Source organism: Williamsia sp. 1135 (genome assembly GCF_002095395.1).
GTDB lineage: Bacteria > Actinomycetota > Actinomycetes > Mycobacteriales > Mycobacteriaceae > Williamsia.
The window spans coordinates 295,472-320,347 of sequence record NZ_MJEI01000106.1 but is presented as its reverse complement, the minus strand read 5'-3'; the positions used below and the strand labels follow the sequence as shown (position 1 = coordinate 320,347).

The 24,876-nt window shown below is 64.5% G+C and carries 25 protein-coding genes and 1 other RNA gene; 10 read left to right on the top strand and 16 right to left on the bottom strand.

Features of this window, described 5'->3' with window-relative positions:
• Positions 1-224 precede the first annotated feature (224 nt).
• From BFL43_RS26065 to BFL43_RS26055, 3 genes are all read left to right on the top strand, one after another.
• Positions 225-1,430 carry a lipase family protein gene (locus BFL43_RS26065; protein WP_084896125.1) on the top strand — a complete coding sequence of 402 codons (1,206 nt, stop codon included), beginning with the start codon at positions 225-227 and terminating at the stop codon, positions 1,428-1,430.
• On the top strand, positions 1,424-2,008 hold the full coding sequence (locus BFL43_RS26060) for an alpha/beta fold hydrolase (protein WP_084896123.1): 585 nt from the start codon (positions 1,424-1,426) through the stop codon (positions 2,006-2,008). Before BFL43_RS26065 ends, BFL43_RS26060 begins: the two co-directional genes overlap by 7 nt.
• Positions 2,009-2,082: 74 nt before the next feature.
• Positions 2,083-3,363 (top strand): alpha/beta hydrolase-fold protein, encoded by a 1,281-nt coding sequence (locus BFL43_RS26055; RefSeq protein ID WP_240498491.1) that lies wholly within the window; start codon positions 2,083-2,085, stop codon positions 3,361-3,363.
• A 124-nt stretch (positions 3,364-3,487) separates the two neighbouring features.
• On the opposite strand, the gene BFL43_RS26050 is transcribed toward BFL43_RS26055, so the two are convergent.
• From BFL43_RS26050 to BFL43_RS26035, 4 genes are all read right to left on the bottom strand, one after another.
• Positions 3,488-4,333, bottom strand: coding sequence for an aldo/keto reductase (locus tag BFL43_RS26050; protein WP_084896121.1), 846 nt, complete (start codon positions 4,331-4,333; stop codon positions 3,488-3,490).
• A gap of 167 nt (positions 4,334-4,500) precedes the next feature.
• Positions 4,501-4,868, bottom strand: a transfer-messenger RNA (tmRNA) gene (gene ssrA / locus BFL43_RS26045).
• Positions 4,869-5,057: 189 nt separating this feature from the next.
• Complete coding sequence (locus BFL43_RS26040) at positions 5,058-5,210, bottom strand: anti-sigma-D factor RsdA (RefSeq protein ID WP_168176731.1); 153 nt, start codon at positions 5,208-5,210, stop codon at positions 5,058-5,060.
• Entirely contained in the window at positions 5,203-6,678 is a 1,476-nt protein-coding gene (locus tag BFL43_RS26035; RefSeq protein WP_143695562.1) for a cutinase family protein, read from the bottom strand. The genes BFL43_RS26040 and BFL43_RS26035 overlap by 8 nt, the downstream gene beginning before the upstream one ends.
• Before the next feature lie 460 nt (positions 6,679-7,138).
• Here BFL43_RS26035 and BFL43_RS26030 point away from each other — a divergent pair, with 460 nt between their 5' ends.
• Positions 7,139-11,002, top strand: a complete 3,864-nt coding sequence (locus BFL43_RS26030) for a PD40 domain-containing protein (protein ID WP_084896115.1) — start codon at positions 7,139-7,141, stop codon at positions 11,000-11,002.
• A 26-nt stretch (positions 11,003-11,028) separates the two neighbouring features.
• Here the strand turns inward: BFL43_RS26030 and BFL43_RS26025 are convergent, their stop codons facing one another.
• From BFL43_RS26025 to BFL43_RS25990, 9 genes are all read right to left on the bottom strand, one after another.
• Positions 11,029-11,721 carry an alpha/beta hydrolase family protein gene (locus BFL43_RS26025; RefSeq protein WP_240498489.1) on the bottom strand — a complete coding sequence of 231 codons (693 nt, stop codon included), beginning with the start codon at positions 11,719-11,721 and terminating at the stop codon, positions 11,029-11,031.
• Entirely contained in the window at positions 11,718-11,999 is a 282-nt protein-coding gene (locus tag BFL43_RS29655; RefSeq protein ID WP_240498488.1) for a hypothetical protein, read from the bottom strand. The genes BFL43_RS26025 and BFL43_RS29655 overlap by 4 nt, the downstream gene beginning before the upstream one ends.
• Positions 12,000-12,100: 101 nt before the next feature.
• A complete protein-coding gene (gene smpB / locus BFL43_RS26020) occupies positions 12,101-12,574 on the bottom strand; it encodes an SsrA-binding protein SmpB (protein WP_084834331.1) in 474 nt (157 codons plus the stop codon).
• 95 nt (positions 12,575-12,669) lie between these two features.
• Positions 12,670-13,575, bottom strand: a complete 906-nt coding sequence (gene ftsX / locus BFL43_RS26015) for a permease-like cell division protein FtsX (protein ID WP_084896113.1) — start codon at positions 13,573-13,575, stop codon at positions 12,670-12,672.
• A gap of 64 nt (positions 13,576-13,639) precedes the next feature.
• Entirely contained in the window at positions 13,640-14,329 is a 690-nt protein-coding gene (gene ftsE / locus BFL43_RS26010; protein ID WP_084896111.1) for a cell division ATP-binding protein FtsE, read from the bottom strand.
• Positions 14,330-14,383: 54 nt separating this feature from the next.
• Positions 14,384-14,905: a hypothetical protein gene (locus BFL43_RS26005; RefSeq protein ID WP_084896110.1), complete on the bottom strand. Its 522-nt coding sequence runs from the start codon at positions 14,903-14,905 to the stop codon at positions 14,384-14,386.
• The gene (locus tag BFL43_RS26000; RefSeq protein ID WP_084896108.1) at positions 14,902-15,819 is read right to left on the bottom strand and encodes a mechanosensitive ion channel family protein; all 918 of its coding nucleotides are present in this window, start codon (positions 15,817-15,819) and stop codon (positions 14,902-14,904) included. The genes BFL43_RS26005 and BFL43_RS26000 overlap by 4 nt, the downstream gene beginning before the upstream one ends.
• Before the next feature lie 126 nt (positions 15,820-15,945).
• Positions 15,946-17,058, bottom strand: coding sequence for a peptide chain release factor 2 (prfB, locus tag BFL43_RS25995; RefSeq protein ID WP_084896209.1), 1,113 nt, complete (start codon positions 17,056-17,058; stop codon positions 15,946-15,948).
• Between the two features lie 61 nt (positions 17,059-17,119).
• The gene (locus BFL43_RS25990) at positions 17,120-17,527 is read right to left on the bottom strand and encodes a hypothetical protein (protein WP_084896106.1); all 408 of its coding nucleotides are present in this window, start codon (positions 17,525-17,527) and stop codon (positions 17,120-17,122) included.
• 78 nt (positions 17,528-17,605) lie between these two features.
• On the opposite strand from BFL43_RS25990, the gene hisN reads away from it, so the two are divergent.
• Together hisN and BFL43_RS25980 are read left to right on the top strand one after the other, a co-directional pair.
• A complete protein-coding gene (gene hisN, locus BFL43_RS25985; RefSeq protein ID WP_084896104.1) occupies positions 17,606-18,391 on the top strand; it encodes a histidinol-phosphatase in 786 nt (261 codons plus the stop codon).
• Positions 18,392-18,407: 16 nt separating this feature from the next.
• Positions 18,408-19,070 carry an MBL fold metallo-hydrolase gene (locus tag BFL43_RS25980; protein ID WP_084896103.1) on the top strand — a complete coding sequence of 221 codons (663 nt, stop codon included), beginning with the start codon at positions 18,408-18,410 and terminating at the stop codon, positions 19,068-19,070.
• Positions 19,071-19,091: 21 nt separating this feature from the next.
• On the opposite strand, the gene BFL43_RS25975 is transcribed toward BFL43_RS25980, so the two are convergent.
• Positions 19,092-19,538 carry a DUF2752 domain-containing protein gene (locus BFL43_RS25975; RefSeq protein WP_084896101.1) on the bottom strand — a complete coding sequence of 149 codons (447 nt, stop codon included), beginning with the start codon at positions 19,536-19,538 and terminating at the stop codon, positions 19,092-19,094.
• On the bottom strand, positions 19,535-19,954 hold the full coding sequence (locus BFL43_RS25970) for an NINE protein (protein WP_084896099.1): 420 nt from the start codon (positions 19,952-19,954) through the stop codon (positions 19,535-19,537). Before BFL43_RS25970 ends, BFL43_RS25975 begins: the two co-directional genes overlap by 4 nt.
• A gap of 284 nt (positions 19,955-20,238) precedes the next feature.
• On the opposite strand from BFL43_RS25970, the gene BFL43_RS25965 reads away from it, so the two are divergent.
• The 4 genes from BFL43_RS25965 (at position 20,239) to BFL43_RS25950 (ending at position 24,326) form a co-directional block, all read left to right on the top strand.
• Positions 20,239-21,606 carry an acyl-CoA dehydrogenase family protein gene (locus BFL43_RS25965; RefSeq protein WP_084896097.1) on the top strand — a complete coding sequence of 456 codons (1,368 nt, stop codon included), beginning with the start codon at positions 20,239-20,241 and terminating at the stop codon, positions 21,604-21,606.
• A gap of 47 nt (positions 21,607-21,653) precedes the next feature.
• Positions 21,654-22,877 (top strand): acyl-CoA dehydrogenase family protein, encoded by a 1,224-nt coding sequence (locus BFL43_RS25960; RefSeq protein ID WP_084896094.1) that lies wholly within the window; start codon positions 21,654-21,656, stop codon positions 22,875-22,877.
• A gap of 411 nt (positions 22,878-23,288) precedes the next feature.
• Entirely contained in the window at positions 23,289-23,621 is a 333-nt protein-coding gene (locus tag BFL43_RS25955) for a transglycosylase family protein (RefSeq protein WP_084834342.1), read from the top strand.
• A 117-nt stretch (positions 23,622-23,738) separates the two neighbouring features.
• Entirely contained in the window at positions 23,739-24,326 is a 588-nt protein-coding gene (locus BFL43_RS25950; RefSeq protein WP_084896092.1) for a TetR/AcrR family transcriptional regulator, read from the top strand.
• Positions 24,327-24,560: 234 nt separating this feature from the next.
• On the opposite strand, the gene BFL43_RS29650 is transcribed toward BFL43_RS25950, so the two are convergent.
• Positions 24,561-24,722 (bottom strand): hypothetical protein, encoded by a 162-nt coding sequence (locus BFL43_RS29650; RefSeq protein WP_240498487.1) that lies wholly within the window; start codon positions 24,720-24,722, stop codon positions 24,561-24,563.
• Positions 24,723-24,876: the final 154 nt, after the last annotated feature.

Sequence of the window (24,876 nt, the reverse complement as noted above, 5' to 3'; positions counted from 1 at the left end):
CACCGCTCGGCGGCAACCACGGTCCTCGGCGACATTGACTGGACCACCTGAATTCTGCCATCGATCACTCTCGCCGTGTTGTCGGCGCCGAAATCCTCACCACCGCGCCGGTCGCCGGCAATTCGGCCGTCGCCCGATGTGGGTGCGGGTTACACTTCGACCCGAAACACCGCTCGTGTGTCCCGGGCGGGGAATTCCTCGGTTGGGGTGACGGAGGATAGTCGATGCGTGTTCGTGGTTTGTCCGGTCGCCGGGTTCTGGGGAGTCTCGCGGCGGCGGCGCTCAGTGCTGCCGCGGTCATCAGCTTCACCGCCGCACCCGTGGGCGCGGCTCCGTATCTGCCGGCCGGTGATGGTGACCCGTTTTATTCGGCACCCGCCGATCTCGCCTCGGCGGCCAACGGTCAGGTCCTCAAGGTCCAGTCGGCAGCGAGTCCCTACCCGGGATCGACCGCACAGAAGATCCAGTTCCGTAGCACCAATTCTCAGGGTGAGCCCATCGCGGCGGTGACGACGGTCCTCGTGCCCAATGGTGGCGCCCGGCACGATCTGCTCTCCTACCAGCCGTTCACCAACTCGCTCGGATTGCAGTGCGCCCCGTCGCATCAGCTGTTCCGCGGTGGCCTGCAGGAGCAGCAATTGATCGGTCTGGCACTTGCCCGCGGTGTTGCGGTCAACGTGCCCGATCACCTGGGCCCGACCAGTGCCTACGGCGCAGCCCGTCTCGGCGGCACGATCACCCTCGATTCGATCCGTGCGGTGCAATCCGATCCCGGCTTCCGGGTCGGCAAGGTCCGCACGGCGCTGGCCGGGTACTCCGGTGGCGCGATGGCCAGCGCCTACGCCGCGGTACTCGCCCCGACGTACGCCCCCGAACTGAACCTCGTCGGGCTCTCGGCAGGCGGCACCCCGGTCAACCTCGAGGCGATCGCACGCACCCTCGGCGTCAACCCCAACCCGCTCTTCGGGCTCGGCTTCGCGGCGTCGCTCGGCCTCGAACGTGAATATCCGAACGAACTCGCGCTGTCCGAGCAACTGAACCCGCGTGGTGTCGCGCTCGCCAATCAGATCCGTAACAGTTGCACCCAGCAGATCATCGACGCCGGGGCCAACTTGAAGATCGCGGATGTCGTCGGCAGCGGCAGCCTGGCCGATGACCAGGCGGGGGTCGACGCCCTCAACCGCAACAGCGTCCAGATGAATCCCGGTGCACCACGGATTCCGGTACTGCTCTACCAGGGCGCAAGCGACCAGCTGACCCCGACCGCACGAGTCCAGGCGACCGCGGCCAAGTGGTGCGGTCAGGGCACGCGGGTGCAGACGATCATCCTGCCGGGCGATCACGGCTCCACCATCGCCGCCGGTGTTCCGTTCGTGCTGAACTACATCAATGACCGGCTGTCGGGCGTACCCGCGCCCAGCACATGCTGATCCCCGGCCGAAAGCCGCGCGCGCAGGTGCTCGTGTTGCCCGGCGGAACGGATTCGTCGCGCGAACCGTATAGCCGGAAGCAGCCGGCGGCGATGCGGATGTACCCGTTCACACTCTCCCTCAAGGCGCTGCCCGGTGTTGTCGTACATCAGGCCGCCTACGAGCTGTACGGGTGGAACGGTGACGACGACAGCCCGATGGCACCCGCGCAACGCGCCCTCGACGAGCTGTTGCAGGCGCACCCCGATGTCCCCGTGATCCTGGTCGGTCATTCGATGGGCGGGCGGGTGGCGGCCCGGCTCGCGGCGGACAAGCGCGTGGCCGGGGTACTCGCGCTGGCCCCCTGGTGGCAGCACGCGGACTGGCGGTACATCAATGTCGACGCGAGAGTGCTCGCGCTGCATGGAACTGCCGACACCCGGACGTACCCGAAGCGGACCGCGAAAGGTATTGCCGAGTTGCAGGAAGCCGGCGTCGACGCAACCTTCGTCCCGATCGAGGACGGTAAGCACGCCATGCTCGACCATGTCTGGACGTGGCACTCGACGGCGGTCCGGTTTGTCCGAAGTTTCTTGTGAGACAACCGTTTTCTTCGGTTTCTCACAGACATATCCACAGCTGACGTACAGAATCGACGACAAGTCTCTAGCGGGTGAACCTTGCCGGGGTGCCGCTGTTCGGCGGCTGGTTCGTCCTGTCCGTGGAGTTGGCGGCCGCGGTCGCGATCCTCGCCGCCGTCCGCTGGCGACACCGCCGAACGTGGCGGCTGTGGCTACCACTCGCCGCCGCGGCGGGAACAGCCGCGGTGCTGACGACCTATTGGGTCCTGAGCCGTCGAGATCTCGCCCCTGACGCAGCACCCTGGACGTTCTGGATCTGGCTTTCACTGACCGTCGCGCTGATGTTCCTGGTTCCCGCCGCGTGGATGGGAGCCCGCTGGTGGCGGCGGATCACCGGGGTGGTGGCGGTTGGGCTGACCGTCGTCTGCGTCGCCCTCGCAGCGAATCAGTGGGCGGGCTTCTACCCCACCGCAGGTCGCGCATGGCAGGGGTTGACGGCGCAGCCGCTGCCGGGTCAGATCTCGTTCGCGACGCTTCCCGGACTCCGTGGCAACCCGGAACCGGACGGGAAGATCGTCCCGCTGCGGACGTCCGACAGCGTCAGCAGGTTTCACCATCGAACCGAGTACGTCTATCTGCCACCCGCGTGGTTCGCAGGCCAGGTCCCGCCGCGCTTGCCTGCGGTCGTGATGATCGGCGGCGTCGTCACCACACCCGAAGACTGGGTACGCAGCGGCTCGGCCCTGCAGACGGTCCGCAACTATGCGGCGACGCACCACGGGCAGGCCCCGATCCTGGTGTTCGTCGATCCCACCGGCAGCCTGTCGAACGACACCGAATGTGTGGACGGTCCCCACGGCAACGTCGACACCCACATCAGCAAAGAGGTTCGTCCCGCGGTGATCTCCGGGTTCGGCGCCTCCGCGCGTCCCGACAGTTGGGCCGTCGCAGGATGGTCGATGGGTGGCACCTGCGCCATCGACCTGACGGTCGAACACCCCGATCTGTTCCGGACCTTCCTCGACATCTCCGGGGATGTTGGCCCCAACCTGGGCAACCGGGCGCAGACCACATCCACCTTGTTCGGGGGCCGAGCGGCCGACTGGGACCGCTTCGACCCGGCGACGGTCATGCGAAATCATGGCCCGTACGCCGGGGTCGGTGGATGGTTTCAGTCGGAGGGCCATCGCCGCAGCGGGCCCGGACTGACCTCGCCGCAGATACGCGCCACGCAAACCCTGTCGGCGGTGGCCCGCAACAACATCGACGTCGTGGTCCGGCCGGTGCCCGGACGCCACAACTGGCAGTTCGCGGGTCAGGCCTTCACCGACGCGTTGCCCTGGTTGATGGCCCGGATCGACGCGCCGAACTGACTCCCGATCTGCTCCGGATACAACAATCCGCTCCGGTTCCAGGGCTCTGGAACCGGAGCGGATCACCGCAAGCGGAGCAGATCGTGCCCCGTGATCGGACTTGACCGATGGGTTGGCCGACGGGTCAGCCGATGTAATCGAACGTGTCGGGGTTGGGGCCGTTGCGGCCGTCCTCCCCCTTGTCGAGCGCAGAGATCGCCTCGACTGCAGCGTTGTCGAGTTCGAAGTCGAACAACGCGAAGTTCTCCTCCACGCGCTTCGGCGTGACCGATTTCGGGAAGATGATGTCGCCGCGCTGGATGTGCCAGCGCAGGACCACCTGGGCTGTCGACTTACCGACCTTGTTCGCGATCTCGGTGATCACCGGGTCGTCGAGCACCTTGCCCTGCGCGATCGGCGACCAGGCTTCGGTCGCGATGCCGTGATCCTTGCCGTACTGACGGGCGACCTCGTTGGTGAAGTACGGGTGGACCTCGATCTGGTTCACCGCGGGCACGAGGGATGTCTCGGCGGCGAGACGGTCCAGGTGGGCCGGCTGGAAGTTCGACACACCGACCGACTTCGAGCGGCCGTCCTTCGCGAATTCGATGAGGGTGTTCCACGTCGAGACGTAATCGCCGGCGTACTGCGTCGGCAGCGGCCAGTGGATGAGGAACAGGTCTATGTAGTCGAGTCCGAGGTCCTTCAGCGTGGTGTCGAAGGCCTTGCGTGCGGCATCGGGCTCATGGAAGGTGTTGTTGAGCTTGCTGGTCACGAAGATCTCGTCGCGCGCGATCCCCGACGCCCGGATGCCCTCGCCGACCTCTTTCTCGTTGCCGTACATCTGTGCGGTGTCGATGTGGCGGTAGCCGACCTCTAGGGCTGTCTTGACCGCGTCGGCGGTGTCCTTCGGCTCGATCTGGAAGACACCGAATCCGAGCTGCGGGATGGTGTTGCCGTCATTGAGAGTGATGTTCGGAACCTGGGTCATCGTCGTCCCTTCGTCTGATGTGTGTGCCCCACCGCGAACGGCTACACGGTGGCGGGTCGTCGTTACCCCCACGTGTTCAACAAGACGCCGGACCGCCGGTATTCCTCGAGCGTCGGTCCGGACAAAAAGAAACAGGCCAGAGCATTGCGCTCTGGCCTGTCCCCTGACGGTGGAGCTGCCGGGAATCGAACCCGGGTCCTTCGCCGTTTCAGCAGGGCTTCTCCGTGTGCAGTTCGCTAAGTCTCTACTCGGATCTCTCAGTCACACGAACAAGCTGAGATGACGATCCCAGTCGCTGTTTGATGTCCCATTGCGTTCCGCGACCGAACGCAACGGTCAGCTCTCTGAATGATGCCGGTACCCGGGGCGAGAGCTCACCCGGGCCGACAGACCAGCCGTCGCTTAGGCAGCGAGGGCGTAGTCGCGCTGATTTTTGTCGGCGCTTAATTGTTTGCTATGACGCTTACGGTGGTCTCTAGCCTGCACCGACACGCTTCCCCTACCTTGACGCACGCAGTCGAAACCGTTCAGCCCCTAGGTAGCACCCCGCCGTTGTTCGCGACGGGACAACCCAGTGTAACAAGCCGCTCGGACATGTCATTCCCTTTTCCTCTCGGGCCCCGTCAGCGCCCGATTCGGAGGGTAAGGGTCACGACCTCGAAGAACCTGGTCATTGAAGATTTGCCCGGAGCCCTGGATCAGCGGCTACGTCCAGCGAGTGCGATCACCCGTCGAGTACACGCTGTCGCCATTGAGCCAACAGATCCGCGAGCGCGGCCTCACCCCGACCACGAACGGTCGGAGCGAGGCCGCACGCAAGCGCGTTCAGGAACTCATCACTCGCCTCGATCTCTTCGGGCGATTCCGATTCAGCCAATACCCGACCCGATCGCACCCAGCACACCTGAGAAGGGGGCCGGTGAGGTCACGATCTGACGTACCGGCTCGACGATGCGCTCAACCTGGTCGAAGACGCGATCCACCTGTTCCGCGCCATTGTCGATCGTAGCGGTCACGTCCTGCACCTGAGTCTGAGACGACGATCCCCTCGCCAGATTGTTCGCCTCGTCGGTGAGAGCGTCGACGACCTCGGGTGCTTGCATGGTCACTCCGAACGTCGTGCCGGCGACCGCTATCGCTGTCTCGACCCGATCGACCGCAGGCAGCGGGAGCGGACCGGCCGCCTCGGTCACAGGATCCGCCTGCACCACGGGCACGCTGCGCGACGGCACATCAGTCGTCGCGGACTCCCGCAGCCAGCGGTTGACGTACTGGGAGCCGGTCCGTACCGAAGAATCAGCCGGGCGCCCGAAATAGCTGCCGTGCGAAGGGCCCGGATACCAATATTCCGGGTGCGAGGCCATAGTCAGAAGACCCAGGTTCTCGCGAACGGCGGCATTCGCGTCGTGCTGGATCTTCGGCCCCACAGCGCCCGGAAACTCGGCCAGGAACGCGGCAACGTGAAGTGTCGAGACATCGGCGATCTCGGGCCCGGAATAATACGGATCCGTTGCCTTCTGAATCACTGCTCCGAATGACTCCGACCGCAGCATCCAATGCGGGGTGTCGACCACATACGCAAGTGTCCGAAGAGCCGATCTGACCGCCACCACCGACAGATCTGAAGCAATCTGCTCGGGTGCGGTGGTATCGATGTGAATCTGTTCGGCGACGTTTGCGACTATGCGGACCAATTGAGCATCCTTCGGAATTGCGCATGCAAAATCACCGGTTATGCACAGTGAAGCGACACGGCCGGTGAGCGCTCCGAAATCAGAGTTCGCGCCCGTGTGAATGCCACCACCGAGGGCGGGTGAGCTGCCGGACATTCCGGTACGCGCACCGTTCAACGGGACTGAAAGCCCGGGCGCGCCGGGGAGCAGGCCACTCCCCTGCCCGCGATTGGGGTCCGAGATCAGATAGACACCCCTGACGCGCGCGGTCGGGACCGGCCCGTCACCATGCCCGATAGCAACCGCCACCCGATGAGCAACGTCGGCGCCCTGGCTGTAGCCCACAATCGCGATGTCGGTCTGATCGCCGCAGCGGTTGTAGACCTGGCGCACCTGATCGTTTGTCGCCGCCACCCCGGCGGCAACCGACTCCGTGTACGGGGTCCCTCCGGAGGTGTACCCGAAGTCAGCCGGATACGGAACGTACGTGGTCTGCGTTGTCCCGGGAGACAGGCCCCGTCCGATATCGTTCATCGGCGCCATGACTCCGCGCCCGTCGTGGGGATCCCGACCCACCGATGAGTCGACCGTGCCCGGGACGACGACCACATGCAGAACCGGGCAGTCACTGATCGGTCGTGCGGCCGCTGTCGACTGGCTACCAAAGATCATCAGCAAAGCTACGATCGCAACGAACACAGCGACAGCTGCAGGACGGTGGCTACCGTCCGGTGCAGCGCCCCTCGGAGGCCGCACACTGTTGGTCTGGAGTCTTTTGACCCTGACTTCTACACCCACCACGTCATCACTCCTGTTGGTTTGGACATCTCGCACTGCCGACCTCGGACGAGATCCGGCACCCCACCCCAGACCTCGGGTTTCGACGAAGAACGGGGTAACGGCTCGAGGCAAATCTTGGACGGCGACTACTTGGAGTGGTGCCGGGAAGAACCGTCCGCTTTCTGAAACCCCCAGCTCGGGCTATATAAATAGCCGTCCGGACCGGATCCTTTTCTAGAGCTTTCCCAGCCCGGGCGTTCACGGCCGATGTGACCTGCATCGCTACCTGTTGTGTCGTTCAATCAGGCTGCGCAACAATTGCCACCGCGCATCAGCGACCGATTGAGGAAACGTGGACGAACCAACACAGCACCCAGTCGACCTCAGGGATGCCCGTCACGAATTCGCTGTCCGTTTTCGCGCGCTGTATGACGCGGCCGGATCGCCCCCCTTGAAAACCGTCGCATCCAGGGCGACGGCGACCTTGCTCTCGAGTGAGTCCCGGCGGCCGGGATCTGTTTCTGCTCAGCGGCTTTCCGATTGGCGAACCGGAAAGACGGTACCGGCGAAATTCGACGGCCTCGCTGCAACCCTCCGTGTCCTCATCGCGGCAGCCCGTAAGCGCAAACCCGAACCGCCGATCATCGGCCTGTATTCGATCAGTACGTGGCAATCAGCATGGAATTCGGCAATAACTGCGCCTGCTTCTTCCGAAAAGAATCAATTCAACAAAACTAAACCAACCGATTCCGATATATGCCCATATCCCGGTCTCACTCCAATTTCCGAAAATGAGGCTGATTTCTATTTCGGCAGGAGCGACGCAGTGTCGACTCTCGTCGAGAAATTCACGGACAATATCGGTACCGGTCGACTGACATTTCTCGTCGGCGCCTCTGGGTCTGGAAAGTCGTCACTTCTGCAAGCCGGATTTTCGGTCCGCATTTCTGGTGAGTACTCGACCGTATCGATGACGCCCGGGTCGGAACCGACGCGCACATTGCGGCGTGTGATCGACCCCGACACCCGCACCATGTCCCACGTGTTGATCGTCGATCAATTCGAAGAGGTGTTCACCAGCTGCGACGAGAAAGAACGGTTGGCGTTCATCGACGCCATCACCGAGCTGGTCGACGCGCGACCACTTGAATACGTCGGCGTCGTCGTCGCCGTGCGTGCCGACTTCTACCATCAATGCGTCGACCTTCCGGTTCTCGGCGATTCTCTCGTCCACAACCAGATGGTCCTCGGCAGGATGTCTCGTCAAGAACTGACATCGGCCATTGTCGGGCCGGCACATGCGGTCGGGCTGACCGTCGCAGACGGGCTCGTCGAGGTGATCCTGTCAGATCTCGGCATCGGATCACCGCGACCGACCGCGGTCCCGACAGCCCCCGGAGTGCTGCCGCTCCTGGCACACGCTCTGCAGCGAACATGGGAAGCCCGTACCGGCAACACCCTGACCCTCACCGGCTACCGCGAATCCGGGGGCGTCCACGGTGCGATCACCATGAGTGCAGAGGAGAAGTGGAGTGGCTTCACAGAGCCACAACGCGACGTCGCCAGAGACCTGCTTCTGCAGTTGATACACTTGGGGGACGACGGTCGCGGAACCCGACGACACCTTCGCCAGTCCGAACTCGTCTCCCGACATCCCGATGCGGCAACCGTGATGGAGGCACTCGGGGCCGCGCGGCTGGTGATCCACGACGAGCACGGAACCGCACTCGCCCATGAGGCTGTCATCGAGGCCTGGCCGCGTCTGTCACAGTGGCTGGGCGACGACCGCGAAGACGTGCTCCACAGACAGCGGATCGAGGCCGATGCCCGCGAGTGGACAGCAGAGGGCAAGGACCGCTCGCTGCTCTACCGGGGCACCCGCCTCGCGTCTGTGATCGATTGGCACCGGCGCTCGAGAACGGCATTGTCGCCGACAACCACGGCCTTCCTCATGGCCGCGCGCGCATACGACCGCCGCGGAACCCATCTGCGGCGCGCCATGGTCGTGTTGCTGGCTGCACTCACACTCACGACAGCCGTTGTCGCGGTCGGCGCGTTCAACGAGCGCCGGCAGGCCGACGAGGATCGCTCTGATGCCCAATACAACGCCTTGCTCTCGGAGGCGGCGCGGGCGCAGTCCGAGGACCCGACGGTCGCCGCACGTCTGGCCCTGGCCGCGCAAGACGAACGACCTGGGGATCCGCGAGCCCGAACCCTGCTGTTGGCATCGCAGACGGCTGCTCTCGCGACCGTTGTCGACGGCCATGAAGGTGCTGTCTATGACGTCGCAACAAACACTGAGGGCCTGGTCGCATCCGCCAGCTACGACCGAACCGTTCGGCTGTGGCACGACGACGGCTCCGGCAGGCCCTCTGAAGTCGGACGTCCGCTCTCCGGCCATAGATCGTGGATCACCAGCGTCGAGTTCAGCGGCGATGGCAAGACGCTGTTCTCCGCTGACGGCGACGGTGTGGTCCGAATATGGGACGTCCACACCCCAGGTGGGGCCCGGGCGGCCGGGAAGCCACTCATCGGACATCAGGGCGCGGTCTATCAGGTCGCGGTGCGCCCAGAGGCCGACGGCACCACCAAGTGGATCGCCACAGCGGGTGATGACCACACCGCGCGTCTCTGGGATCTGAACACCGGCCGTTCGGTGGTACTGGCACGCCACCAAGATGCGATTCGATCGCTGGCGTTCTCGTCAGACGGGGACACCCTTGTCACCGGCAGCGACGACGAGACCGCAATTGTGTGGGACACCACCGTGCCCGAGCAGGCACACCAGATCGGAACCCCCCTCGCCGGCTACGGATCGTCCGTCCACGCCGTCGGATTCAGCCCGGACGCAACCCGCCTGGCGACGGGTAGCGACGATCAGACTCTCCGAGTGTGGTCGATGACCGACCGCGCGAAGCCGGTGCTGCTGGGTAGCCCGATCGAAGCCCACAACGCAGCCATCTGGTCGCTCGCGTTCAACGGTGACGGCTCTCAACTCGCGACGGCCAGCTGGGATGGCACCGCCAAGGTGTGGAGCCTCAGCGACCCGGAACGCCCGGCACTCCTGGGCCAGCCCCTGACCGGCAGCAGTGGCGGATTGACCACCCTCGCTTTCGCCGGAGTGGGAAACCGACTCATCACCGGCGGACAAGATGGGGCGCTGCGTTTCTGGTCCGTGCCCACAGCCAATCTGGCGGGGCACACCCGGCGCGTGGCAACCCCCGTTTTCGACGCGTCCGGCGCCGTGATGGCTACCGGGTCGCGTGATGGAAATCTGCGCCTGTGGACAACCACGCCCGTCGAAGGCCCGCTCTCGACGGCCATGATTCCCACGACCGGTGCAGAGGTGGAGAACATCGCGCTCTCACCGGATGGCACGATCCTTGCCTGGGCGGGTTTGGGTACCGGAGAGGTCATGCTCTGGGATGTCACAGATTCACACTCACCACATCCTCTGGGCACGCCACTTCGGGTGTCGTCGCGCTACACCCACGAACTGGCGTTCTCCCCCGACTCGATGACGCTCGCGACTGCGGCCGACGACCAGAGCATCCAGTTGTGGAATCTGTCCGACCGATCGTCGCCGCAACCCAGCGGCTCTCCGCTGATGGGCCCGGCAGGATGGATCAATGCCGTGAGGTTCTCGCCGGACGGGCATCGGCTGGCCGCAGCCTCGAGTGACAAGAACCTACACATCTGGAACATCCAGAACGGCGGCCCGGTCTCGGAAGTCAGATCTGGCCACACCGGCCCCGTCAATTCAGTCGCGTTCAGCCCGAACTCCCGTTGGGTCGCGACAGGAAGTGACGACCAGACGATCCGTCTCTGGTCTCTCGATCGAACGACCGATCCGGTGAAGCTGATGGGCCACGAATCAACGGTCCGCTCGGTGAGTTTCGATCCCACCGGGCTGCTTCTGGCCTCCGGTAGCGACGACCAGACCGTGCGACTCTGGGACGTCCGTGATCCCGACCATCCGCAAGCGGTCGGTGAATCCCTCAGCCCGGCGGGCACCGTCCGGTGGAAGGTCGCGTTCAGCCCGGACGGACACAGTCTGACCGCCGGAGGAGAGACGGGAGCACTCCGCTGGTGGGACTATCGAACCGAGCTCGGTGGTACGCGGATTTGTCCGGCGACCGAAGGTTCCATGACAACCGACCAGTGGTCCGAATTGCTCCCTGGCATCCCATATCGCCCGACCTGCGGCGACCGATGACCGGCCTGCCGCTGCGGGCGAATCCTTCACGCGCCGATCGCCGGGCCGATCACACGCCAGCTCTCGCGCATCTGCTGTTCGAACGACCCCCAGGCGTGCGCACCGGTCGGAAAGACCTGGTAGGTGTGTCCTACACCGGCCGACCGCAGGGAAGCCGCCATCTGATCGGTGCACTGCCGGGTGATCGCCTCGACCTGGGCGGGCCCGAAGAACAACGGGACCGCCGCGGGGCCCGGCGCCGCACGCGGCAGGCCGGTGGCAGCGGAAATGTTGATCGCCTTACCGCGCAGTCGATTCGGGTGCAACGTCGCATCGTGGTGCACCCACGCCGGATCACCGGGTGGCCCATACATCGCGAGCGGATTGGCGCCTCCTGACGCCACGGTCGCCGAGACCGCTGCGATGCCCAGCGGACTGCTGATGGCAGGACAGCCGCTGTACGACGCGACGGCCCGGTAGACGTCAGGGGCCTGCCCGGCCAGGTCGAGAGCCGGTCCCCCACTCATCGACAATCCGGCGATCGCATTTGCGCCGTTCGACTTCAGTACCGAGGCAAGCGCGGCGGGCAGTTCCCGGGTCAGATAGGTCTGCCACTGGTTGATGCCGGTCACCAGGTCCGGGCCCCGCCAGTCCGTGTACCAGCTGTACTTTCCGCCGAGTGGTGAGACGACGTTGACACGTTTGCCCGCGAAGAAGCTCTCGTAATTGGTGTAGTTCACCCAACTGTCGCCTTCGGTCCCACCCCCTTTGCCGTCGAGGAGGTAGAAGTCGGCGCTCCGGCGGAGTTGCCCGCCGGGCGTAGGACCTGATTTCCGATCACGCGATTCATCGAAGGCGAATACACGTAGATGATCGACAGGCGATCGGTGATCTGCTTGCTACCGGTCACAGCTGGTGCGGATGCCGCCGGGCCTACGCCCTGGCACAACGCGGCCACCACCGCCAACACACCGATACATGCCGTCAATCCCCGTGAGATACCGCCCCGAATACTCATCAGGGGTCAGTGCAGTCGACTGTCCATCGCGATGCAAACCGAAACCCCAGGGCGACACCAGGTCGATACCGAACCCTGACCCCGCCGATACTGCGCAGCGGTCAGCGCATCCCCTTGACGCGGCGACCGAGCTCCCGGGTCACTTCCCGCTCGGCGTCGCGCTTGGCCAGGTCGTGGCGCTTGTCGTGGTCCTGCTTACCCCGGGCGAGAGCCAATTCCACCTTCACCTTGCCGTCGTTGAAGTACATCGACAGCGGCACGAGCGTCAGGTTGCCGTCGCGGATCTTCCCGACGAGACCGTCGATCTCTTTGCGATGCAGCAGGAGCTTCCGGTTGCGCCTCGGTGCGTGGTTGGTCCACGACCCGTTGCCGTACTCGGGTATGTGCAGCCCGCGCAGCCAGATCTCCCCGTTGTCGACGGTCGCGAACGCGTCGACCAGCGACGCCTTGCCGTCCCGCAGGCTCTTGACTTCGGTCCCGACCAGAGCGACACCGGCCTCGTAGGTGTCGAGGATGGCGTAGTTGTGCCGCGCCTTACGGTTCGTCGCAATCGCCTTGCGGCCTTTTTCCTTCATCGATGTTCACCTACTCTCGCCGGATCCGTGCCGGATTTTCTCGTGTTTGGTGGCCTCGCAACACTACACATGCAAGGCGCGCGAAGTCGCCTCGATTATTCGCGTACGTAGAACCGGAGCGTCGCGTACGCCGTGATGCTGGACAGCCCCACGCCGATGATGATCAGCCACGGGGCGACGAACAGCACGTCCGAGACGCCGATCTTCGCCAGGATGTTCACACCGTAGAGATCCTGCAGGGCACGATCGAAGAACAACGCCTTGGCACCGAATAGTCCCGCGATGGCCAGGACCGAACCGACCGCGGTCGCGATCACCGCCTCGAGCAGGAAGGGCAGCTGGGTGTACCAGCGGGTGGCGCCGACCAGGCGCATGATTCCCACCTCGGTCCGCCGTGTGTACGCGGCGACCTGAACGGTGTTGGCTATCAACAGCACCGCAGCGAACACCAGTACGAGCGCGATCGCGAACGCCGCATTGCGCGCACCGTCGAGGACGCTGAAGATTCGTTTGACGAGCTCGCGCTGGTCCAGCACGCTGTCCACCCCGTCCGCGGTCCGGAACGTGTCGAGGACGACGCCGAACTGGTCCGGGTCGGACATCCGCACCTTGAACGACGCGGGCAGGGTGTCTTCCCTGACCAGTGCCGCGATGTCCGGGTTGTTGGCGAACGTCTTGGTCGTGGCGTCGCGGTAGGCCTGCGCGCGGTTGATGTACTGCACCGACTCGACCCCTGTGATCCCCTCGATGTCGGTCCGGAGCGTGGCGCAGGGCGCCGACTTGCAGTCGGGGTCGGCGTCGGTCACCGGATCGGAGATGAAGATCTGCATCTCCACACGATCGAGGAAGATGTCCTGGGTCTTGTCGGCCATCTGCACCACCAGCAGGCCGGCGCCGAACATGCCGAGGGTGATGGCTGTGGTGATGATCATCGCCACCGTCATGGTGACGTTGCGGCGCAGTCCGTTCAGGACTTCGCTCAGTATGAAACTCGCGCGCATCGGAGTTCGGGTGTCCTCCCGGTCGGGACTACAGAAGAAGTGGAATGGTGGGCTCGGCCGGGGCTCAGCCGCCGAGGCCGTAGACGCCGTGGGCGTCGTCGCGGGTCAGGCGACCGTTGCTGAACTCGAGAACTCTCCGCCGCATCGAGTCGACGATCTGACGATCGTGCGTGGCCATCACGACGGTGGTGCCCCGACGGTTCACGCGGTCGAGGACCTCGACGATCTCCCGGCTGGTGTCGGGGTCGAGGTTTCCGGTGGGCTCGTCGGCCAACAGGAGCAGCGGCCGGTTCGCGATCGCCCTGGCGATGGCCACGCGCTGCATCTCGCCGCCGGAGAGTTCGTACGGCATCCGGTCCGCCTTGCCCGACAGTCCCACGTAGTCGAGGACCTCGGGCACCACCTTGGCGACCGTGTTGCGCGGCTTGCCGATCACCTCGAGGGCGAACGCCACGTTCTCGGCCACCGACTTCTGCTGGAGCAGCCGGAAGTCCTGAAAGACACACCCGATCGACTGCCGCAGCTTGGGGACCTTACGGCCCGGCAGCTTGTTGACGTGGAAGTCGCCCACGTAGACGTCACCAGAGGTCGGCTTGTCCTCCTTCAGGAGCAACCGGAAGAAGGTTGACTTGCCCGAACCCGAGGGCCCGATGAGGAATGCGAAATCGCCTTTGTCGACGTCGAGAGACAGATCCCGCAGTGCGGGCCGGGTCGATGCCTTGTACTGCATCGTCACATTGTTGACGCTGATCACGGTCGCCCAGTGTAGCCACGAATACTTGCCGTGCCCCTCAGACTTGCCGCCCGGTCAGGGCGCAATGCTGATCGTCGGCAGCTCAGGGAGCCGGAACCCGCCGCCCGGTGTGGTGGTCGTGGTCGTCGGCGCCTCCGAACTCGAGCTCGTCGACTCCTCGCCGGTCGGCGGGACCGTGGTGGACGGGGTGACGGTTGTCGACGGCGTTGACGTCTCGGTGGGCTCTTCCTCGACCGGCTCAGGTGTGGTGGTTCGTGGTGCCTGAACCTGCGAGATCTGATTCTGCCGGTTCTCCTGGTCGAGGTTGGCGTAGTGATCCGACCGCTGGCCGTAGAGGAACAGTGCGGCGATGAACAAGACCACCAGCGCTGCTGTGGTTGTCCGGACCCGGCCACGGAAGATCCGCCGGGGAATGCGCTCCCAGAGGGTCTTCTTGTGGCTGTTCGCGGGTCCTTCGGTGTCCGTTGGGGCCGTCGTAGGTGCTTCCGGCGACGTGGATCGTGGGGTCACGGGTTGGGGGTTCACGGGTTGCGGGGTCACGTTCTTGTCGATGTTCTTACCGGTGCCATCGCTCATCGGCTTCCCTCCTCAGCGGCTGCCGGCGCGACGGAGTCGGTCTCGATGGCCGTCCCCGGCGCGAGTGCAATGCCCGCCCGGCCGAAGGCCCTGACGATTCTGGCGCGCAGGTCTCGGCTGACCTCGAACTGTTTGCCCGGCAGCGTCCTGGCCACGATCCGCACCGTCATGGTGTCGACCTCGATGTCGGTGACACCCATGGCCGTGGGTTCGTCGAGCAGCAGGTTACGGGTGCGGGAGTCGGTGAAGGCCTGGTGGCCGATCTGGGCGATCAACTCGTTCACCCGGGCCATGTCGGCGCCGATCGGCAGCGGGATGTCGACCACGGAGCGGGCCCAGTCCTTGGACAGGTTGATGGCCTTGACGATCTGGCCGTTCGGGATGGTGATCATCTCGCCATCCGCCGAGCGCAGTTTGGTGATGCGCAAGGTGACGTCTTCGACGGTGCCCTCAGCAGGGTCGGCCGAGCCGAGAATCGCCAGCGACACCACGTCACCGAACCCGTATTGCTTCTCGGTGATGATGAAGAAACCCGACAGCAGGTCCTGGACGATGCGCTGGGCACCGAAACCCAGGGCGGCACCGAGCACGGTGGCGGGCGCCACGAACCCGGTGATCGGGACACCCAGCTCTCGCACGATGCTGAATCCCGCGATGATGTACACGATCGCGATCGCCACCCAGGCGATGACCTGGGCGACGGAGTGCCGGTGTTTGATCGCCTCCGACCGCACGAGTGCATCGGATTCGGTGAATTGCGAATCGATCTTGGTGGTGATCCGGCCGACCATCCACTGGATGAAGCGGGTGGCCAGAAGCGCGCCGACGACCCACAACAAGATGGTGAGGCCCTGCAGCGAGAGCCATCGGATCAGGCGGTCCGAGCCGGCGGGCCCGGACGGGGCCGCCGTCACGAACGCGACTACATCATGAAACAAGCGATTTACTCCTCCCGTGTGGTGCCGCGGCCCTACTGGTCAGGTCGAACTCCGCTGCGGTGGAAAAATCAGGGCCGGCTCGAAGCTCGGGCCCGACACGGCCTAGGCCGTTTGCGCCATCCTCCAACGGATCCCGGATTCGATGAATCCGTCGATGTCGCCGTCGAGGACGGCTGTGGGGTTGTTGACCTCGAACTCGGTCCGAAGGTCTTTGACCATTTGGTAGGGATGCAGCACATACGACCGCATCTGGTTGCCCCAGCTGGATCCGCCATCACCTTTGAGGGCGTCCATCTCCGCGCGTTCTTCTTTTCGTTTGCGCTCGAGCAACTTGGCCTGCAGAACCCGCATCGCCGCGGCCTTGTTCTGCAGCTGGCTCTTTTCGTTCTGACAGGTCACCACGATACCGGTGGGAATGTGGGTGAGCCGCACAGCGGAGTCCGTCGTGTTCACCGACTGTCCGCCGGGGCCGGACGAGCGGTAAACATCTACGCGCAGTTCGGTTTCCGCGATGTCGATATGATCTGTGGTCTCCACCACAGGCAGTACCTCGACCTCGGCGAACGACGTCTGGCGGCGGCCCTGGTTGTCGAACGGGCTGATCCGGACGAGCCGGTGGGTGCCCATCTCGATCGAAAGGGTGCCGTACATGTACGGACCTTTGACCGCGAACGTCGCGGACTTCAGACCAGCTTCTTCGGCGTAAGACGTGTCGTAGACCTCGACCTTGTAGTCGTGCTTCTCCGCCCAGCGGATGTACATACGCATCAGCATCTCGGCCCAGTCCGCGGCGTCCACTCCGCCGGCACCTGACCGGATGTTGACCAGGGCGTCGCGGTGATCGTATTCACCGGCGAGCATGGTCTTGACCTCCATCGCCTCGATGTCGGTGCGCAGGGAGACACGTTCGGCGTCGGCGTCGGCCATGGCCTCTGTGCGGGAGGCGCCTTCTTCGGATTCGGCCAGCTCGTACAGCAGCGGGAGGTCTTCGAGGCGCTGGCGCAATTCGGCGACCCGGCGCAATTCGGTCTGCGCGTGAGACAGCTCGCTGGTCACCTGCTGAGCATGTTCCTGGTTGTTCCACAGCTCGGGATCGGCGGCCTGATGTTCGAGCTCATCGATCCGTCGCCGAAGCTCCTCGAGGTCGAGGACCTTCTCCACGGTGGTGAGGGTCGAATCGAGGGCGTCGATGTCTGCTGAGGCGTCTGGATGCACGATCACTCAGGGTACCGGTCCACCGGCCGCAGACCTATCGCCGCAGGCCCGCGTCCCGCAGTCAGTCCTTACGGAGGTTGGGTCCGGCCTGTCCGGGGTTGTGTCCGATGGGGCCCGCGAGCTCCCAGCTCGACTCTGCCTTGCCCGGTTTGTACGTCACCGGGATCTCATCCCCGATCGAGGGCCAGCTCATGGACATGGGCACCACGAAGCGCCCGTAGACATCGGTCGGCGCGGTGTCGGGGCCGACGATCGTGCCCGACATCGTGCAGAACACCTGATGGTTCTTGTCGCCTTCGACGGGCTGGTCGGACACCCCGGTCAGCGTCAGGGTGCCGGGCACCCGATTGGAGAAGCGTGGGTCGCCGGGCCGGCCACCGGCAGTCTCGCCCGAGCGGGCACGACGCCACTGGATCAGCACCGCCGCGAGCAGCGCAGTGAACATCAGGATGATGATGATCTCGAACATGTTTCCAGGCTAACCGGACATACGGGTTGAAGATGCGGGGCGACTTCACCGCTCCGATGCCAAGTAGCGTGGCTTTTCATGACCGAGTCCCGCGACCTGCAGATCGCGTCGGTGTTGGCCGACGCCGCCGACGCCATCACCACCTCCCGTTTCGGCGCCCTGGACCTGGTGGTCGATTCAAAACCCGACCTCACCCCCGTCTCAGACGCCGATCTGGCCGTCGAGACGCGGCTGCGCGAGTTGATCGCCCAGGAGTGCCCCGGCGACGACGTCCTCGGAGAAGAGTTCGGTGGCGATGTCGCGCTGACGGGACGCCAGTGGGTGATCGACCCCATCGACGGCACGAAGAACTTCGTCCGCGGGGTCCCGGTCTGGGCAACGCTCATCGCCCTGCTGATCGACGGGGTGCCGCAGACCGGCTTCGTCAGCGCCCCCGCACTGGGTCGGCGCTGGTGGGCCGCGGCGGGTGCAGGTGCGTTCGCCCAGGGACCCGATGGCGCGGTGCGTCCGATCCGGGTGTCACAGGTGGCGGAGGTGTCCTCGGCGAGTCTGGCCTTCTCGAGCCTGTCCGGCTGGCGCGACCGCGGCGTCCGAAACCAATTCATCGACCTCACCGACGAGGTCTGGCGGGTGCGGGGCTACGGCGACTTCTACAACTACTGCCTCGTCGCCGAAGGTGCCGTGGACATCGCGGCCGAACCCGAGGTATCGCTCTGGGATCTGGCACCGCTCGACATCCTCGTCCGGGAAGCGGGCGGCAGGTTCACCGGGCTCGACGGCAGCGCAGGACCCCACCGAGGAAGCGCTGTGGCCACCAACGGGACCCTGCACGAGACCATTCTCGCGGCGCTGCGCCCCGACTGAGTACATACTGGGAACCATGCAGATCACACACTTCGGACATTCCTGCATCCTCGTCGAATTGAACGGCACCAGAGTCCTTTTCGATCCGGGCAACTTCTCACACGGTTTCACCGGCGTCACCGGACTCGACGCGATTCTCATCACCCATCAGCACCCCGACCACGTCGACGTCGCAGCGCTGCCGGATCTCGTGGCGGGCAACCCCGAGGCGGTTCTCTACGCCGACCCGCAGACGACGCGCCAGCTCAACGACGACGACGTCGCAGGGAACTGGACCGCCGCTGCGCCGGGCGATGAGTTCACCATCGGTGCGATCAACACCCGGATCGCCGGAGGTGCCCATGCCGTGATCCATCCGGACATCCCGGCCATCGACAACGTCGCCTACCTCCTCGGAGATGAGAGCAACCCGGCGCAGCTGATGCATCCCGGTGACTCGCTCTTCGTGCCGGAGGAAAAGGTCGACGTGCTCGCGATGCCGACGATGGCCCCGTGGATGAAGATCAGTGAGGCCATCGACTACCTGCGCGCAGTGAAACCGCGCCTGAGCTTTCCGATCCACAACGCCCTGTTGGTGGAGGCCGGACTGAAGATGCACTACGGGCGTTTCTCGGAGATGAGCGATGAGGCGACCGAGTTCTTGGTCCTGCCGGATCAGGACGCCCTCGAGGTCACCTAGGCTCTCCCCCTCCGCCCTTCCTCAGGCGACGTCCGGAAACACCCCACCACCGACGAGTTGGTCGACAACTCTGGCGATGCCGTAGAGCACCCAGACGACGACGACTGCGATGACGATCGGGTGCCGCAGCACCGGGGTGATGGTCGCAGCCGGCCGTCCGCGGATCAGGAGTACTCCGACCACCGTGACGAACATGATCGTCGCGATCAGACTGACCGGTCCGAAGATGTTGTAGGAGAACGCATCGGCGAAATCTCCGTGGGCGGCAGCAATCCAACTGCGGGTGAGACCGCAGCCCGGACAAGGCAGGCCGGTGATCAACCGCATCGGACACAGCGTGGGGCCCGAGGTGCTCAGCGCCGGGGTGACCGCGAAGGCCGTGACGATCGCGCCGACGCCGAAACCGGCGGCAATCCGAATCGAGTTCTCGGATTGCCGCCGGTTCGGCAGAGTCGACGGAGAGGTCACTTCAGAGGAACACCATTCGAGTCGGGGAGCTTGCGCATCGCAATCAACACGATATCGATCAGGGTCCAGATGCCGAGTCCGCCGCAGGTCAGGAGCTTCGCGACGCCGAGCCCCGTGTAGCCGAGATAGAAGCGGTCGATACCGAAACCACCGACGAACACCGACAGGAGCAGCGCGGTGAGCCACTCCTTGTCAGAGAACAGGCCGGGGACCTGTGAGACGGGGAACCAGTTGCTCGCCTGGGTGCGTACCTGGGTCTCGGGCTTCACCTGGCCGGACCGGACCAGTCCGGCCAGGTCCTGGTAACCCATGGGCCCCTGTTCTTGGCCGAGCAGTGAAACGAAGAAGGTGTCGTTGTGAGGGCCACCCTGCGGCGCAGGAGGCTGGGCCGGATATCCGGGAGGAGGTTGTGTCATGCAGAGGAGAATATGGCACCAGCGCACCGATCGGTGCCTCCTGACAGAAATACTGATCAATTGAATGACCTGCCGGTCCATGCCTTCTGAGCTGCAGCGATAGAAGATTCGTCTTGCTATCGAGTTGCTGTTTGCACCCAACTCCTCGACACTCCTCGTGCCGGTGGATGACAAAGGACCTTACTCGGGAGTAAGGTCGTTCTTACTGCCGAGTAAGATCGGCATGTCCGGCACCGCCGGACACCTGGAACTGGCCGCAGAACGCACGAGACAAGCTGGTGAGAATGAGTACTCATACCGAGCCCCGCGACACATCCGCAGTTGGCAAGAACCCGCACCGACGCAGCGCGATCGGTACCGCGATGCGGGTGTTGACCACGGTCACCGGTTCAGAGTTCGCCGACAAGTACAAGATCCGCGAACCGCTGAACCGCATCGCCTACGAGGGCACCAAGACCGGCTTCAAGACGATCGGCGCCGCGAACCGCGCCTTCGCGTCGGCCCAGGGCGGCGGCAAGGCCAAACGGCTCACCACCACCCCCAAGAACTACTTCAACCTGTTCCCGGACGACGAACAAAAGATGATCGCGGACACGGTTCGCGAGTTCGCAACCGAAATCCTGCGGCCCGCGGCTCACGATGCCGACGCTGCTGCCACTGCACCTGCCGAAATCCTCACCCGCAGCGCGGAATTGGGGATCACCATGATCAACGTCCCCGAGGAGTTCGACGGTGCCGCCACCGAGCGCGGCGTGGTCACCAACTCGCTGGTCGCCGAGGCCATGGCTTACGGGGACATGGGACTGGCACTGCCCCTGCTCGCACCGAGCGGCGTGGCGACGACGCTGACCCAGTACGGCAGCGACGCCCAGCAAAAGACCTACCTGCCCGACTACGCGGGCGAGAGCGTCCCGCAGTCGGCCGTCGTCATCGCCGAGCCACGAGCACTGTTCGACGCGATGACGTTGCAGACCAAGGCAACCCGCGTACCCAGCGGTTACCGGCTCAACGGCGTCAAGTCGTTTGTGCCCGCCGCCGGATCGTCCGAACTGTTCATCATCGGCGCCCAGCTGGACGGGCGCCCCGCGCTCTTCATCGTGGAGTCGAGCACCAAGGGCCTGGTCGTCGAAGCCGATCCCGGCATGGGCGTACGCGCCGCCGGCATGGGACGCCTCCTCCTGACCGACGTCACGGTGCCATCGAATGCACTGCTGGGCGAGGAAGAAGGCGACGCAGCCTTCTCCGCCTACCGTGACGTGGTGCGACTTGCCCGCCTCGGCTGGTCATCGCTCGCAGTCGGAACCGCTCATGCGGTGCTCGACTACGTCATCCCTTACGTCAACGAGCGGGTGGCGTTCGGCGAACCCATCTCCAACCGCCAGGCCGTCGCATTCATGGTGGCCACCATGGCCACCGAACTCGACTCGATCCGGCTGGTCACCCTGCGCGGTGCTGCCCGTGCCGAACAGGGCCTGTCCTTCGCCCGCGAAGCGGCCCTGGCCCGCAAGCTCACGGCCGACAAGGGCATGCAGATCGGTTCCGACGGAGTGCAATTGCTCGGTGGACACGGTTTCACGAAAGAGCATCCCGTCGAGCGCTGGTTCCGCGATCTGCGTGGCGCCGCGATCGGCGAGGGCATCGTCGTCCTCTAGCCGACCTGATCACTCCTGTCTCACAACACTTCACGAAAGATTCAGTCATGGCAATCAATCTCGAGCTTCCCAAGAAGCTGAATGTGACGGTCGATCAGGCCCACCAGGCCGCGGCCCAGATCTTCCGCCCGATCTCGCGTAAATACGACCTCGCGGAACACGCTTACCCCGTCGAACTCGACACCCTCGCCAGCCTGTACGACGGCCTGAACGAAGCCGGCGCCGCCGGTGCGGGCGCCGACGGTGGCCGTGGGCAGAAGCAAGAGAAAAAGGACCTCCCCGCGGGAGCAATCGTCAACGGCGGCAACATGCAGTCGGTTCTGAACACGATGGAAACCTCTTGGGGCGACGTGGGTTTGATGCTGTCCATTCCCTATCAGGGTCTGGGCAACGCCGCGATCGCCGCCGTGGCCTCCGAGGAGCAGCTCGACAAGTTCGGCAAGGTGTGGGCCGCGATGGCCATCACCGAGCCTTCCTTCGGTTCCGACTCCGCGGCGGTGTCCACCACGGCAACCCGTGATGGCGACGACTACATCATCAACGGCGAGAAGATCTTCGTGACGGCCGGATCTCGCGCCGACCACATCGTCGTGTGGGCCACCGTCGACAAGAGCGCCGGCCGCGCCGCGATCAAGAGCTTCGTGGTTCCCCGTGAGCATGAGGGCGTCACGATCGAGCGTCTCGAGCACAAGCTCGGTATCAAGGCGTCCGACACCGCCGTCATTCGCTTCGAGAATTGTCGCGTCCCGTCCGAAAACCTGCTCGGCTCACCAGAAGTCGATACCAAGAAGGGTTTCGGCGGGGTCATGCAGACCTTCGACAACACCCGCCCGATGGTGGCCGGCATGGCAGTGGGTGTCACCAGGGCCGCACTCGAGGAACTGCGTCGGCTGCTCGAAGAGGCCGGCGTGGAGATCGACTACGACAAGCCGGTCAACAATCAGCATGCCGCGGCTGCCGAGTTCATCAGGATGGAATCGGATTTCGAAGCCGCATACCTACTCTCGTTGCGGGCCGCGTGGATGGCCGACAACAAGGAGCCGAACTCCAAGGAAGCTTCCATGTCCAAGGCCAAGGCCGGCCGCACGGTCACCGACGTCACCACCAAGACTGTGGAACTCGCCGGCACCCTGGGATATTCCGAGCATCTGCTACTCGAGAAATGGGCCCGTGATTCGAAGATTCTCGACATCTTCGAGGGCACCCAGCAGATCCAGAATCTGATCATCGCCCGTCGCGTCCTCGGTAAGAGCAGCGCCGAACTCAAGTGATCTGAACCCCTTTCGTCTCTCTCACAGGTGAAGGGCCCCGCCGTATCGAGGGGTACGGGCGGGGCTCTTTGCGTTCTCCAAATGCCTTGAACCACATCAGTGGAAGTCGCGAAAACCGAACTTTTCCGCGCCAGTGCCGATGGCACACTTCACAAATTCGTGGTGTTCCGAGTCACACATATGAGTCGAATGCATCTTTCTTTCAGCGTTCCTTCTTGCCGCCTACCTGCATCGACGCAAACCGTCGCCGTCGATGATGAACTCGGGTTGCGGCCAAGGACGACGTGACCTTTGGCCGAGCTGTCCGTAGCGTCATCGACGTGCCGTGAACACGGCCCGTGAAAATGTCTGAAGAACCACCAACCCGCACACCCTTGTAGCTATCTGGGTTGTGCGGCGCGAGGAGGAAACATGACAAGCATGCGCAAACTTGCCGCTCGAACTGCGATCGCCGGAGCACTGACCCTGGCACCGATGGGGGCCTTCGCGGCAACCGCATCCGCGGAAGGTGCCCACAACTGGGACGCGGTCGCCCAATGCGAGAGCGGCGGCGACTGGTCGATCAACACCGGCAACGGCTACTACGGCGGCCTCCAGTTCACCCAGTCCACCTGGGAGGCAAACGGCGGCGTGGGCAGTGCCTCCGACGCCAGCCGTGAAGAGCAGATCCGCGTCGCCGAGAACGTCTTGGCAACGCAGGGCGTAGGGGCATGGCCGGTCTGCGGTCAGAACCTCTACAGCTGACACAAGCACATTCTTCGCCCGGGCCGCGCACTGCGGCCCGGGCGTTGCTGTGTTTTGAGCACATTTGACGGTAGTGCTCGTTGACACGAAATTGCGAGGCCGCTAGCGTGTGCTGGTATGAAGACGACGCGCAATTACGTCATGCGCTCGCGCGCCGAGTCCGCCGGACTGACCCGGCAGCGCGCGCTTCACGCCACCGTCGCGTTGGCGGGTGAGAAACCGTTTTCGACGATAGTGCTCCCCGAAGTCGCCGCCCGCGCCGGCGTCAGCGTGCAGACGGTCTTACGCCAGTTCGGTAACCGAGACGGCCTGCTCGACGCAGCAACTGCGTTCGTGGGCGAACAGCTGAACTCTCAGGCGGTCACCACCCCCGGGAATGTGCGCGCCGCCCTTGACGCCCTTTTCGACCACTTCGAGGCCCGCGGCGACGTCATCATCATGCTGCTCGGCCAGGAGGGCTGGGATCGTCGAGCGCAGTCGCTCACCAGTGGCGAGCGCGAGGCGCATCGTGAGTGGGTCACCTCTGCCTTCGCGCCACAGTTGGCCGGCATTGCGACGCGAACCCGAAACGAGCTCATCGACATGCTGCTGGTGGCGACCGACGTGTACACCTGGAAGGTGCTCTGCCGCGATCGCGGCCTGACGCGAGCGCAGGCACAAAAACGCGTCGATCGGATGATCACTGCGCTCCTGACGAGCGCTTAGAGTCATCAGGTGCCCACCGGACCACAGCGCGCCCGCGTGTTGTTCGTGACCTTTGACGCCGGCGGCAATTTCCCTCCCGTGATCACTCTCGGGCGGGAGATCTCGTCACGCGGCCATGAGGTGACCGTGCTCGGCCACGAGCAACAGCGCGGAAAGGTCGAGGCAGCCGGGTTGTCGTTCGTGGCGTACACAGACCCGCCACCTTGGTCCTCCGCGCAGCACCGAGGGATGCTCTCAGCAGTCCTCGGCTGTCTGAAGATGTTCACCACCGATGCGCTCGTCGACCACGCGGTGTCGGCGGCGGACGGCCAGGACGTCGTCGTGGTGGATTGCATGTTGTTGCCTTTCATCTCGGCGCTTGCCGGCCGCGACGTCCCTGTCGTGGCGCTCTTCCACACCTTCTACGCGTACCTCGACGGATCTTTTCGCCGCGCGGTCGGCCTGGTCTCCCGATTCCGTGGCCTCCGTGTCCGCAGGACCTGGAATGCAACCGATCTCCGTTTGGTGGTCTCCGACCGGTCACTCGATCCCGCCGGGACGACGATCCGCC

What these genes read in the sequence shown, in the direction of transcription:
- BFL43_RS25960 (WP_084896094.1), top strand. Translation starts at nt 21,654, where the DNA reads ATGGCAATCAATCTCGAGCTTCCCAAGAAGCTGAATGTGACGGTCGAT.
- hisN (WP_084896104.1), top strand. Translation starts at nt 17,606, where the DNA reads ATGACCGAGTCCCGCGACCTGCAGATCGCGTCGGTGTTGGCCGACGCC.
- BFL43_RS25955 (WP_084834342.1), top strand. Translation starts at nt 23,289, where the DNA reads ATGACAAGCATGCGCAAACTTGCCGCTCGAACTGCGATCGCCGGAGCA.
- BFL43_RS25970 (WP_084896099.1), bottom strand. Translation starts at nt 19,954, where the DNA reads ATGACACAACCTCCTCCCGGATATCCGGCCCAGCCTCCTGCGCCGCAG.
- smpB (WP_084834331.1), bottom strand. Translation starts at nt 12,574, where the DNA reads ATGAAGGAAAAAGGCCGCAAGGCGATTGCGACGAACCGTAAGGCGCGG.
- BFL43_RS25965 (WP_084896097.1), top strand. Translation starts at nt 20,239, where the DNA reads ATGAGTACTCATACCGAGCCCCGCGACACATCCGCAGTTGGCAAGAAC.
- BFL43_RS25990 (WP_084896106.1), bottom strand. Translation starts at nt 17,527, where the DNA reads ATGTTCGAGATCATCATCATCCTGATGTTCACTGCGCTGCTCGCGGCG.
- BFL43_RS26035 (WP_143695562.1), bottom strand. Translation starts at nt 6,678, where the DNA reads ATGATCTTTGGTAGCCAGTCGACAGCGGCCGCACGACCGATCAGTGAC.
- BFL43_RS26065 (WP_084896125.1), top strand. Translation starts at nt 225, where the DNA reads ATGCGTGTTCGTGGTTTGTCCGGTCGCCGGGTTCTGGGGAGTCTCGCG.
- BFL43_RS26050 (WP_084896121.1), bottom strand. Translation starts at nt 4,333, where the DNA reads ATGACCCAGGTTCCGAACATCACTCTCAATGACGGCAACACCATCCCG.
- BFL43_RS25980 (WP_084896103.1), top strand. Translation starts at nt 18,408, where the DNA reads ATGCAGATCACACACTTCGGACATTCCTGCATCCTCGTCGAATTGAAC.
- BFL43_RS26060 (WP_084896123.1), top strand. Translation starts at nt 1,424, where the DNA reads ATGCTGATCCCCGGCCGAAAGCCGCGCGCGCAGGTGCTCGTGTTGCCC.
- ftsX (WP_084896113.1), bottom strand. Translation starts at nt 13,575, where the DNA reads ATGCGCGCGAGTTTCATACTGAGCGAAGTCCTGAACGGACTGCGCCGC.
- BFL43_RS26005 (WP_084896110.1), bottom strand. Translation starts at nt 14,905, where the DNA reads ATGAGCGATGGCACCGGTAAGAACATCGACAAGAACGTGACCCCGCAA.
- BFL43_RS25950 (WP_084896092.1), top strand. Translation starts at nt 23,739, where the DNA reads ATGAAGACGACGCGCAATTACGTCATGCGCTCGCGCGCCGAGTCCGCC.
- BFL43_RS29655 (WP_240498488.1), bottom strand. Translation starts at nt 11,999, where the DNA reads ATGAGTATTCGGGGCGGTATCTCACGGGGATTGACGGCATGTATCGGT.